This window comes from Lysobacter sp. MMG2 (genome assembly GCF_016735495.2).
Lineage (GTDB): Bacteria > Pseudomonadota > Gammaproteobacteria > Xanthomonadales > Xanthomonadaceae > Lysobacter_J.
In genome coordinates this window covers 59,559-70,665 of the sequence record NZ_JAERQY020000002.1, presented here as the reverse complement: position 1 = coordinate 70,665, position 11,107 = coordinate 59,559, and the positions used below count along the sequence as shown (strand labels likewise).

General features: G+C 68.0%; 12 protein-coding genes. 7 read left to right on the top strand and 5 right to left on the bottom strand.

Annotation, left to right across the window (positions count from 1 at the left end; translation table 11 throughout):
* Position 1 precedes the first annotated feature (1 nt).
* The 6 genes from hisH to JI752_RS08230 all read left to right on the top strand — a co-directional run bounded on the left by hisH (position 2) and on the right by JI752_RS08230 (position 5,020).
* A complete protein-coding gene (gene hisH, locus JI752_RS08255) occupies positions 2–604 on the top strand; it encodes an imidazole glycerol phosphate synthase subunit HisH (protein ID WP_216962114.1) in 603 nt (200 codons plus the stop codon).
* 26 nt (positions 605–630) lie between these two features.
* Positions 631–1,383: a 1-(5-phosphoribosyl)-5-[(5-phosphoribosylamino)methylideneamino]imidazole-4-carboxamide isomerase gene (gene hisA / locus JI752_RS08250; RefSeq protein WP_216964160.1), complete on the top strand. Its 753-nt coding sequence runs from the start codon at positions 631–633 to the stop codon at positions 1,381–1,383.
* Positions 1,377–2,153 carry an imidazole glycerol phosphate synthase subunit HisF gene (gene hisF, locus JI752_RS08245; protein WP_216962111.1) on the top strand — a complete coding sequence of 259 codons (777 nt, stop codon included), beginning with the start codon at positions 1,377–1,379 and terminating at the stop codon, positions 2,151–2,153. Before hisA ends, hisF begins: the two co-directional genes overlap by 7 nt.
* Positions 2,143–2,769, top strand: coding sequence for a bifunctional phosphoribosyl-AMP cyclohydrolase/phosphoribosyl-ATP diphosphatase HisIE (hisIE, locus tag JI752_RS08240; protein WP_216962093.1), 627 nt, complete (start codon positions 2,143–2,145; stop codon positions 2,767–2,769). Before hisF ends, hisIE begins: the two co-directional genes overlap by 11 nt.
* A 71-nt stretch (positions 2,770–2,840) precedes the next feature.
* Positions 2,841–4,430, top strand: a complete 1,590-nt coding sequence (locus tag JI752_RS08235; RefSeq protein WP_216962090.1) for a calcineurin-like phosphoesterase family protein — start codon at positions 2,841–2,843, stop codon at positions 4,428–4,430.
* Between the two features lie 5 nt (positions 4,431–4,435).
* A complete protein-coding gene (locus JI752_RS08230) occupies positions 4,436–5,020 on the top strand; it encodes a YdeI/OmpD-associated family protein (protein ID WP_216962086.1) in 585 nt (194 codons plus the stop codon).
* 358 nt (positions 5,021–5,378) lie between these two features.
* Here the strand turns inward: JI752_RS08230 and mtnC are convergent, their stop codons facing one another.
* From mtnC to JI752_RS08215, 3 genes are all read right to left on the bottom strand, one after another.
* The gene (gene mtnC / locus JI752_RS08225; protein WP_216962082.1) at positions 5,379–6,077 is read right to left on the bottom strand and encodes an acireductone synthase; all 699 of its coding nucleotides are present in this window, start codon (positions 6,075–6,077) and stop codon (positions 5,379–5,381) included.
* Positions 6,078–6,183: 106 nt separating this feature from the next.
* The gene (locus tag JI752_RS08220) at positions 6,184–6,741 is read right to left on the bottom strand and encodes an acireductone dioxygenase (RefSeq protein ID WP_216962079.1); all 558 of its coding nucleotides are present in this window, start codon (positions 6,739–6,741) and stop codon (positions 6,184–6,186) included.
* Positions 6,738–7,376 (bottom strand): methylthioribulose 1-phosphate dehydratase, encoded by a 639-nt coding sequence (locus JI752_RS08215; RefSeq protein ID WP_216962076.1) that lies wholly within the window; start codon positions 7,374–7,376, stop codon positions 6,738–6,740. The genes JI752_RS08220 and JI752_RS08215 overlap by 4 nt, the downstream gene beginning before the upstream one ends.
* A 116-nt stretch (positions 7,377–7,492) precedes the next feature.
* Here JI752_RS08215 and JI752_RS08210 point away from each other — a divergent pair, with 116 nt between their 5' ends.
* Positions 7,493–7,843 carry a high-potential iron-sulfur protein gene (locus tag JI752_RS08210; RefSeq protein WP_216962073.1) on the top strand — a complete coding sequence of 117 codons (351 nt, stop codon included), beginning with the start codon at positions 7,493–7,495 and terminating at the stop codon, positions 7,841–7,843.
* Between the two features lie 85 nt (positions 7,844–7,928).
* Here JI752_RS08210 and JI752_RS08205 read toward each other — a convergent pair whose 3' ends face one another.
* Both JI752_RS08205 and JI752_RS08200 read right to left on the bottom strand, forming a co-directional pair.
* On the bottom strand, positions 7,929–9,353 hold the full coding sequence (locus JI752_RS08205) for an amino acid permease (protein ID WP_216962070.1): 1,425 nt from the start codon (positions 9,351–9,353) through the stop codon (positions 7,929–7,931).
* Positions 9,354–9,452: 99 nt separating this feature from the next.
* Positions 9,453–10,925, bottom strand: a complete 1,473-nt coding sequence (locus tag JI752_RS08200) for an amino acid permease (RefSeq protein WP_216962067.1) — start codon at positions 10,923–10,925, stop codon at positions 9,453–9,455.
* Positions 10,926–11,107 lie beyond the last annotated feature (182 nt).

Genomic DNA, 11,107 nt, shown 5'->3' with positions numbered 1-11,107 from the left:
CATGACCGACGTCGTCCTCATCGACTGGGGCGGCGGCAACATCGGTTCGGTGCGCTACGCACTGGAGCGCATCGGCGCACGCGCCGTGCTGAGTGCAAACGCTGACACCATCGCCAACGCGCCGCGCGTGATCCTGCCCGGCGTGGGCGCGGCGACACCGGCGATGCAGCGATTGCACGAACTCGATCTCGTCGACACGATCCGCGCGCTGGAGGCACCGCTGCTCGGCATCTGCCTGGGCATGCAGTTGCTTTACGAGTCCTCGGAAGAAGGCGGAGTCGGAGGGCTGGGGCTGTTGCCCGGCCGTATCGAGCGCATTCCCGCCCATGCCGGGGTGCGTGTTCCGCACATGGGCTGGAACCGGCTTCGATTGCAGAAGGCATCGCCGCTGCTGGAAGGCATCGACGAAGGCGAATGGGCCTACTTCGTGCACAGCTTCGCCGCCCCGTTGACCGCCGACACCCTGGCGCGCAGCGACTACGGCATCGGCTTCACCGCGATCGCCGGGCGCGGGCGCTGCTTCGGCGCGCAGTTCCACCCCGAGCGATCGGCCGCGGCCGGCCAGCGCCTGCTCTCGAATTTCATCGCAATGGAGGCCGCGTGAACGCGACGACTGCTGCAACGTCCGCGATGGCAACGGACTTCCAACTCTATCCCGCCATCGACGTGCGCGAAGGACGCGTGGTGCGGCTGAACCAGGGCGACTACGAGCGCGAGACGCGCTATGCGCCGCCCCCCCTGGACCTGGCCACGAAGTACGCGAAGCAGGGTGCGCGTTGGCTGCACCTGGTCGACCTCGACGCCGCGCGCGAAGGTGGCTACACCTTGCGGACGCTGGTGCGCGACATCGTGGCCGCAACCGGGCTGCGCGTGCAGACCGGCGGTGGCGTGCGCGGCGAGGACGATGTGGCGTTGATCCTCGAAGCCGGCGCCGAGCGCGTCGTCGTGGGCTCGCTGGCCGTGCGCGAACCCGAGCGCGTACTCGGCTGGATCGCGCGCTTCGGCGCGCAACGCATCACCGTGGCGCTCGATGCGCGGCAGGACGCGAGCGGCGCATGGCGCCTGCCGACCGCCGGCTGGACGCAGGACAGCGGTGCGTCGTTGGAGCCGCTGGTGCGCCGCTTCGCCGACGGCGGCCTGCGCCACCTGCTGTGCACCGACATTGCACGCGACGGCATGCTGTCCGGCCCGAACCTCGCGCTGTACCGCCACCTGGCGGAGCTGGCACCGGAGGTGCACGTGCAGGCATCCGGTGGTGTGCGCGACATCGACGACATCGAATCCACGCGTCGCGCCGGTTGTGCCGGTGCGGTGCTGGGCAAGGCGCTGATCGAGGGCCACTTCGCGCTCGACGAAGCGCTGCGCGAGGTGCGCGAATGCTGAGTCGCCGCATCGTGCCATGCCTGGACGTGCGCGACGGACGCGTCGTGAAGGGCGTGCGCTTCCGCGATCACGTCGACATGGGCGACATCGTGGCACTGGCGCTGCGCTATCGCGACGAAGGCGCGGACGAACTGGTGTTCTACGACATCACCGCGAGCCCGCAGGGGCGCAGCGTGGACCGGCAATGGGTCGAGCGCGTGGCGCGCGTGATCGACGTGCCGTTCTGCGTGGCCGGCGGTATCCGCTCCGTCGAGGACGCACGTGCGGTGCTCCACGCCGGCGCCGACAAGGTGTCGATCAACACGCCAGCGCTGGAACGCCCGGCGCTGATCGGCGAAATCGCCGACGCGTTCGGCGTGCAATGCGTCGTCGTGGGCGTGGACAGCCTGCGCGACGAAGACGGGCAGTGGCGCGTGCGCCAGTACACCGGCGATCCCTCGCGCACGCGTGCGTTGCCGCAACGCACGCTCGACTGGGTCGTCGAGGCCCAGGAACGCGGAGCCGGGGAGATCGTCCTCAACTGCATGGGCAGCGACGGCGTGCGCAAGGGCTACGACATCGAGCAACTGCGCGCGGTTCGCGAGCGGTGCGACGTGCCGCTGGTCGCTTCCGGCGGCGCGGGTGCGATCGACGACTTCGCCGAGGTGTTTCGCGAGGCCGACGTGGACGCGGCGCTGGCGGCGAGCGTGTTCCATTCCGGAGCGGTGGCCATTCCCGAACTCAAGCGGCACCTGCGGGCGCAGGGCATCGAGGTGCGTGATGTCGGTTGATCCGACGGTGAGCGCGGTCGATTCGCTCGCCTGGGAAAAGCAGGGCGGCCTGATCCCGGCCGTCGTGCAGGACGCCGACACGCTGCGCGTGCTGATGCTCGGCTACATGGACGTCGCGGCGCTGCGTGCGACGATCGAAAGCGGCCATGTCACCTTCTTCAGCCGCAGCCGGCAGACGCAGTGGGTAAAGGGCGAGACGTCGGGGCACTACCTCGACCTGGTCGCGCTGGACGTGGACTGCGACGGCGACACGCTGCTGGTGACGGCCAGGCCACACGGGCCCACGTGCCATCTCGGTCGCGAGAGCTGCTTCCCCAGCGCACCGGGCGCGACCGGCTCGTTCCTGCGTGAACTCGATGCGCTGGTGGCGCGACGCGATCGCGAAAGACCGGCCGACAGCTACACCACACGCCTGTTCGACGGTGGCGTGCGCCGCATCGCGCAGAAGGTGGGCGAGGAGGGCGTGGAGACCGCGCTGGCCGCGGTGGCGCAGTCGGAGGAGGACCTGCTTGGCGAAGCCGGCGACCTGCTCTACCACCTGCTCGTGCTGCTGCGCGCGCGCGGGCTGGGGCTGGCCGACGTCGAGGCCCTGCTGAAGGCGCGTCACGCTGGCTGAAGCACAACGCGCGACTTCCGGCGGACACGGGACCGGCCGATAATCGCGTGGTCCCGCGCCCGAGTCCCGCCATGCCGCACGCGTCCTCCGTCCTGCTGTCCGCCCTGCTGGCCCTGGTCGCCACCGACGTCGCCGCACAGGCCAGCGTCGTCGGCATCGTCTTCGATGATGCGAACGGCAACGGCCAGCGCGAGGCGCGCGAGCGCGGCATCGCCGGCGTGAAGGTGTCGAACGGCCGCGAGCTGGCGATCACCGATGCACAGGGCCGCTACACCTTGCCGATGCGCGAGGGCAGCACGCTGTTCGTCGTCAAGCCTCCGCAGTACGCGACGGCGACCGGCGCGAACGGCCTGCCGCTGTTCTGGCATCACCTGTTCCCGCAGGGATCGCCCGCGTTGCGCTTCGGCGGCATCGCGGCGACGACGCCCGCATCGTCGTACGACTTCGCGCTGCGCGCGCGCCCGGCGAGCAAGGGCGACCTGGAGATGCTGGTCTTCGGCGATCCGCAGCCGAAGAACCGCACGGACGTGGGTTATTACGAGCGCGACATCGTGCAGCCGCTGGTGGGCCGTCATGCCGCGCGCCTGGGAATCAGCCTGGGCGACATCGTGAACGACGATCTGAGCCTGTATCCCGACGTCAACCGCGTCACCGCGCAGCTCGGCGTGCCGTGGCTGCACGTGCCGGGCAATCACGACCTGGACTTCGACGCGACGCGCGACGAGGACGCGCTGCTCGGCTTCCGCAACGTGTTCGGCCCTGACAGTTATGCGTGGGAGGAACCGCAGGCGAGCTTCATCGTGCTCGATGACGTGGTCTACCAGCCGGCGAAGAAGCCGTCGTATGTCGGTGGCCTGCGCGAAGACCAGTTCGCCTTTCTCCAAGCCTACCTGGCGACGGTGCCGAAGACGCGGCGCGTGGTGATCTCGGCGCACATTCCGTTCTTCGAACCGGTCCCCGGCGTGGAAAGCTTCCGTCGCGCCGATCGCGAGCGTCTGTTCGCGCTGCTGCAGGATCGTCAGAACGTGTTGCTGCTCAGCGCACACACGCATAACCAGCGCCACTACCACCACGATGCGTCGACCGGCTGGCACGGTGCGCAACCGCTGCACGAGTACAACGTCGGCGCGACCTGCGGTGCGTTCTGGTCGGGCGTGAAGGATGCGAAGGGTATCCCGGACACGATGATGAGCGACGGCACGCCGAACGGCTTCGCATGGGCGACGTTCCGTGCGGACGGTTCGTATTCGTTGCGTTACCAGGTGGCGCGCGGCGCGAAGGACGATGCGATTGGCTTGCACGCACCGAAAGTGTTGCGCCGCGGTGCGTGGCCGGCCTTCGGTGTGTTCGCGAACGTCTACATGGGCGACGCCGACAGCCGCGTCGAGTACCGCATCGACGGCGGCGACTGGAAGCCGATGAAGCGCGTGGACCAGCCCGATCCGGTGCTGCTGGCGGAGAACGTCGCCGACGATGCCGCCGACGCGCTGCGCGGCTTCGACCGGGCGCCGGAGGCCGATCCGTCGACGCATCTGTGGCGCGGCACGCTGCCGACGGACCTTGCTGCGGGCGAGCACCGCATCGAAGTGCGCGCGTTCGATCGCTGGCAGGGTGAGCAGCGCGCGCAGACGCGCTATCGTCTGGACGACGCCACGGAGTAGCCGCCATGCCTGCCGAGCTGCCGACCGACTTGCCGATCAAACTGTTCAAGACGGAAGCCGCCTGGGAGAAGTGGCTTGCAGCGCATCGCGATGCGCCGGGTGCGTGGCTGAAAATCGCCAAGAAGGACCAGGGCGTGACGTCGGTGACGTACGCGCAGGCGCTGGACGTGGCGCTGTGCCACGGCTGGATCGACGGCCTCAAGCGCGCCTGCGACGAGCAGTATTTCCTGCAGCGCTTCACGCCGCGCAGGTCGAAGAGCCTGTGGTCGAAGATCAACGTCGGCAAGGTGGAGAAGCTGGTCGCGGACGGCCGCATGCAACCGGCCGGACTGCGCGAAGTGGATGCGGCGAAGGCAGACGGTCGCTGGGCTGCTGCGTACCACGCCGCCAGCGGCATGGAATGCCCGCCGGAACTCGCCGCGGCACTGAAGAAGAATGCGAAGGCGCGCAGGTTCTTTGAATCGCTCGACGGCGCAAATCGCTACGCGTTCTGCTGGCGCGTGCATACGGCGAAGAAGCCGGAGACGAAGGCGGCGCGGGTGGAGAAGTTCGTCGGGATGATGGAGCGGGGGGAGAAGATCCACGCTTGAGGCCGACGTTGCGGTCGTCGTCGCCTGTGCCCACCATCCAGGCGATGCGATGAGGAGCCGTCATCCCGGCGAAGGCCGGGACCCAGGCTGTCACACTCTCCGCAACGTCACGTCATTCCAGCGAAAGCTGGATCTTTTGGGCCGCCGCACGGCGGCACTATCCATCTTGCTGTTGCTACGCACAGACACCAGGGAAAGCATGAAAAGTCCCTGGAGGGTGCCGCCGTGCGGCGGCCCATAAGCCCCCGCCTTCGCGGGAATGACGGTGGGGCGGTTCACCCGAGAGGGAGTGCCCGTGCACCACGAGCCTGGGTCCGGCCTTCGCCGGGATGACGGATCAGAGGGCAAGCCGGCCGGCTCAGCCGATCGCGATGCCCGCAAACGAATCCACGCGAGTGTGCCCATGCGTCGCCTCGCCAACACGTGGCGTCGGATAGTCCTCAAGGCGATCGATCAACACCGTCTGCAAGCCGGCTTCGCGCGCGGCATCGAGTTCCTCGACGACGTCGGACAGGAACAGGATCTCCCCCGCCGGAATGCCGATCGATTCGACGATGTTGCGGTAGCTCTGCGCCTCGCGCTTGCCGCCGATCTCGGTGTCGTACCAGCCGGAGAACAGCGAGGTGAGATCGCCCGCGTCGCTATGACCGAAGAACAGGCGCTGCGCCGGGACGCTGCCGGAGGAGTACACGTACAGCGGCAGGCCGGCGGCGTGCCACTTGCGCAGGGCCGGGGCCGCGTCAGGGTAGATGTGCGCGGTGAAGTCCGCGCTCTTGTAGCCGTCGGCCCAGATCATGCCCTGCAGCGCCTTGAGCGCGGTGTGCTTGCGGTCCTCGTCGATCCAGCCCTGCAGGACCTCGACGATCATCGCGTCCTCGCACATGCCGCCGTTTTCGGCGGCGACGGTGTCCAGCCACTTGCGCACGCCCGGCTCCTTGCCGCGCGCGGCGACGAAGCGGGGCAGGGCGCGGCGCGCGTAAGGGAACAGCACGTCCTTGACGAACGAGATGCTGCTGGTGGTGCCTTCGATGTCGGTGAGGATGGCGCGGACGGTCATGGGGCTCGGTGTTCGGGGGGCGGGCGTTCGCACGCGCGTTCGGCGCGGCGGAAGGCGCTGATCCCCGCGTGCGCGGGGATGGCGGCGTGACGGACGTCGGCGGGCCTCAGCCCGCCTGGCCCTTCTCGTAGCGCGGGAAACGCTGGGCGATGTCGGTGCCGGTGAAATGGCCGACCCAGCCGTCCGGTTCGGTGAAGAAGCGGATGGCGATGAAGCTCGGCTCCGGGCCCATGTCGAACCAGTGCGTGGTGCTGTCGGGCACGGCGATCAGGTCGCCCTGCTCGCACTTCACCTCGTACACCTCGCCGTTGACGTGCAGGCTGAACAAGCCGGAGCCGGCGACGAAGAAGCGCACTTCGTCTTCCTTGTGGAAGTGCTCGTCGAGGAACTTGGTGCGCATCGTCTCGCGCTGCGGGTTGTCCGGCGCGATGCTCACCACGTCGACGGTCTTGAAGCCGTGCTGCGCGACGAGGCGGTCGATGTCGGCACGGTAGGCGTCCATGATCTTCTCGGGCGCATCGCCCGGCGCGACCGGCGCGTTGGCCTGCCACTGTTCGAAGGCAACCCCGATCTTGCCCAGCTCCGACGCCATCTCGGCGTGGTCGGCGGTGGACAGGCGCGGGTTGGACGGGTCGTTCTCGGAAAAAATGCGCAGGCGGCTCATCGCTGCAGTCTCCTCAGTTCAAGCTCGCAGCCGAGCAGGAATTCGAATGCTTCCAGGTGGCGGCGGGCTTCGGGCATGTCGCGGCCCCAGGCATAGAGGCCGTGGCCGTCGATCAGGTAACCCCACATCTGCTGGCGATCCAGCAGGCAATCCACCTGCGCGGCCAGCGTGTGCATGTCCTGGCTGTTGGGCAGGACGGGAAGTTCGACGCTCGTTTCGTGGGTGGTGTTGCCCGCGAAGGCTTTCAAGAGCTCGTAGCCCTCCAGATGCACATGGCCGGGCCCGGCGTACAGGCGCGAGGCGACGGTCTGGACCATCGAGTGCGTGTGCAGGACGCAGCCGATCTCCGGAAAGCGCTTGTAGAGCTGGGTGTGCAGGAGCGTCTCGGCGGAGGACTTCTGGCTGGTCGCGACCGGCTGGCCGTCCAGGTCCACGACCATGATGTCGGCCTCGGTCAGCTTGCCCTTGTCGCGGCCGGAGACGGTGATGGCGATGTTGGCCGCGTCCATCCGGCGCGAGAAGTTGCTGCTGGTCGCCGGCGTCCAGCCCAGCGCCGACAGCTCGCGCACGTTCACGATGATCTCCCCGGCGCAATGCGCCAGGCGCTGGGGGTCGTAGGGGAGGGTGTGGTTCATGGGGAAAGTGTAGCGGACCCTCGGGAAAGGCCGGGTTACCGGATCGGGGCGGAGGGCGTTCACCCTCACGCCGGCCTACCTTCGCGCTCGGATACTCCCGCCCGTGGAGGTGGCCCATGAACGCTCATGACCCTTCGAGGCGACGCTTTCTCGGCAAGGCGGCGCTGATCGCGATGGCGGCCTTGGGAACGGAAGCGGTGGCCCGCCAGGCGGCCTCGCCGGCCGCGAAGCCCGCGACCGCCGCGACGCTGCCCCGGCTCACGCCCGACAACGCCCTCGCCAAGGCCCTGGCCTATACCGACAACGCGGCGACGGTGAAGCACGCCCTCTTCAAGCCCGGCAGCAGCTGCGCGAACTGCAACTTCTACAAGGGTGCCAAGGGCGAGCCGTCCGGGCCGTGCCAGATGTTTCCGCAGAACACGGTGTCGGCGAAGGGGTGGTGCACGGCCTGGGCGAAGAAGGCCTGAAGCGGCGATCGGGAAGGCGATGCCGACCCACAAAAAAAAGGGCGCCGCGAGGGCGCCCTTTTTCGTTGTCCCCGCAGCAGAACCGTCAGCCGTGCATGCGGCTGTGGCGGTAGCCGTACAGGAAGTAGATCAGGAAGCCGCCGATCGTCCACACCGCCATCAGGAACCAGTTGTGCGCGGTCATCGTCGACAGCAGCGCCAGGCAGCTGAGGATGCCCGCGCCGCAGATGAGCCACGCCGCCGGAATGCGGAACGGACGCGGCAGGTCCGGCTGGGTGCGGCGCAGGATCAGCACGCCGCCGCAGACCGCGGCGAAGGCGATCAGCGTGCCCATCGAGGTCAGCTCGCCCAGCACGTCCAGCGGGAACAGCGCCGCCAGCAGGGCGATGCCGATGCCGGTGATGACCGTGTTGATGTGCGGCGTGCGGTACTCGGGGTGGATCTTGGTGAACACCGGCGGCAACAGGCCGTCGCGCGCCATGATCATGAAGATGCGCGGCTGGCCGATGATCATCACCAGCACCACCGACGACAGGCCGATCAGCGCGCCGATTTCGACCACCACGCGCAACCAGCCCAGCTCCGGGTGCGCGGCGACGGCGGTCACCACCGGCTCGTCCGTGCCCAGCTGGTAGAACGGCACCAGGCCGGTCATCACCGCGGCCATCGCGATGTAGAGCACCGTGCAGATGGCGAGCGAGGCGAGCATGCCGATGGGCAGGTCGCGCTGCGGCTTGTGCGATTCCTGCGCGGCGACCGACACCGCCTCGAAACCGATGTAGGCGAAGAACACCATCGAAGCGCCGCGCAGCACGCCTTCCCAGCCGAACTTGCCCGGGCCCTCGTTGGCGGGGATGAAGGGTTCCCAGTTGGCCGGATTCACATACTTCCAGCCGACGAAGATCACCAGCAGGATCAGGCCGGTCTTGAGCACCACCATCGCCATGTTCATGGCCGACGACTTGCGGATGCCCACGTAGCACAGCCACGTCAGCAGCAGCACGATGGCGGCCGCGGGCAGGTTGGCGATGGCGCCGGTGGGGCGCAGCTGCCCGTCCAGTGGCGCGCTCACCCAGGCCTTGGGCAAGGTGATGTCGAAGTGTTGCAGCAGGCTGAGGAAGTAGCCGGTCCAGCTCACCGCGACCGCCGAGGCGGACACGCCGTATTCCAGTACCAGCATCCAGCCGATGAACCACGCCGACATTTCGCCCAGCGTGGCGTAGGTGTAGGTGTAGGCGCTGCCGGAGACCGGCACCATCGAGGCGAACTCGGCGTAGGCCAACGCGCAGAACGTGCAGCAAATGGCCGCCAGCACGAAGGACAGCATGATGGCCGGGCCGGCGTGATTCGCCGCCGCCTGGCCGGTGATGACGAAGATGCCGCCGCCGATCACTGCGCCGATGCCCAGCGCCGTCAGGCCCCAGGGGCCGAGCGTGCGGTGCAGTTCGAGGCCTTGTGCGTCGGCGTGGCTGGCGTGGGGATGCTTGGTCGCCCAGAGTTGTCGGAACATCGCGTTGTCCCCGGTGCCGGCGCGCGGCCGGCATTGAATGGCATGGCTGTAACGAACAAGGCCGGCGGGGAAACCGCCGGCCTTGGGGTGAATCAGCGATCAGCGCAAGTTCTTGCGGACCTTGCTGTTGCGATAGCCGTAGGTGAAGTAGATCAGCAGGCCGATCGCGGTCCAGCCGGTCATCAGCGGCCAATGCTCGGAGAACGGCTTCCAGAACAGGTACAGACACGCGGCCGCACCGAGCGGGCAGATGATCGCGGCAGCCGGCACGCGGAACGGACGCGGCAGGTCCGGGCGGCTCTTGCGCAGCACCAGCACGCCGATCGACACCGTGGCGAAGGCCAGCAGCGTGCCCATCGAGACCAGTTCGCCGAGCAGGCCGATCGGCAGGAAGCCGGCCAGCAGCGCGGCGAAGATGCCGACGATGATCGTGCCGATGTACGGCGTCTGGAACTTCGGATGGACCTTGGCGAAGACCTTCGGCAGCAGGCCGTCCTTCGACATCGAGTAGAAGATGCGCGGCTGGCCCATCAGCATCACCAGGATCACCGAGCTCAGGCCGGCGATGGCGCCGATTTCGACGATGTGCTTGAGCCACGCCAGGGCCGGGTACGCTTCCAGCGCCGTGGCGACCGGCTTGGGCGTGCTCAGCTGCGGATACGGCAGCAGGCCCGTCAGCACCAGCGCGACGATGATGTAGATGATGGTGCAGATGACCAGTGAGCCGAGGATGCCGATGGGCATGTCGCGCTGCGGGTTCTTGGCTTCACCGGCCGCGGTGGAGACCGCGTCGAAGCCGATGTAGGCGAAGAACACCACCGAGGCGCCGCGGATGATGCCGTCGATGCCGTAGCGGCCCGGACCCTGGTTCTCCGGAATGAACGGCACCCAGTTGTCCGGGTTGATGTACTTGGCGGCGAAGGCGACGAACAACACGATCACGAACACCTTGATGGCGACGATGATCGAGTTGACGAAGGCCGACTGGGTGATGCCCACGTAGCACAGGCCGCTGATGGCGGCGATGATCGCCACGGCCGGCAGATTGATGAGGCCACCGGTGTAGACGATGCTGCCGTCGACCACGTTCAGCGGTGCCGCCGCGAGCGACGCGGGCAGCGCCATGCCGAAGGTGCTCAGCAGGCTGTTGAGGTAACCCGACCAGCCCACCGCGACGGTGGAGGCGGCGAACATGTATTCCAGCACCAGGTTCCAGCCGATGAACCAGGCGACGAACTCGCCGAGCGTGGCATAGGAATAGGAGTAGGCGCTGCCCGAGACCGGCAGCATCGAAGCGAACTCGGCGTAGCACAGGCCCGCCAGCGCACAGGCGAAGCCGGCGATGACGAAGCTCAGCACGATCGCCGGGCCCGCGTGTTCGGCGGCGGCGTGTCCGGAGAGGACGAAGATGCCCGCGCCGATGACGGCACCGATGCCCAGCATCACCAACTGCGTGGCCGTGAGAGACCGCTTGAGGGTGGCCTCGCCCTGGAGGCTGCCTTCAACGGGCTCGCCCGCATCGACGTGACCGGCGGGCTCGACCGGCTTGGTGAGGAACAGGTTTTTGAACATCGGATTCCCCTGGGAATGTGTGATCTTCCGCCCGTTCAGGCCGGGCGATGGAGCGATAGGGCCGTGGGGGGCGGGCCACCTTAACCCACGCGGGAAAGCAGCGGCAAGCGCGTTGGGTCACAGGGCTGGACAACTTCTTGTAGCCCCCGCGCCACGGTGTCATGCGGGTTCAAGCGCAGCGG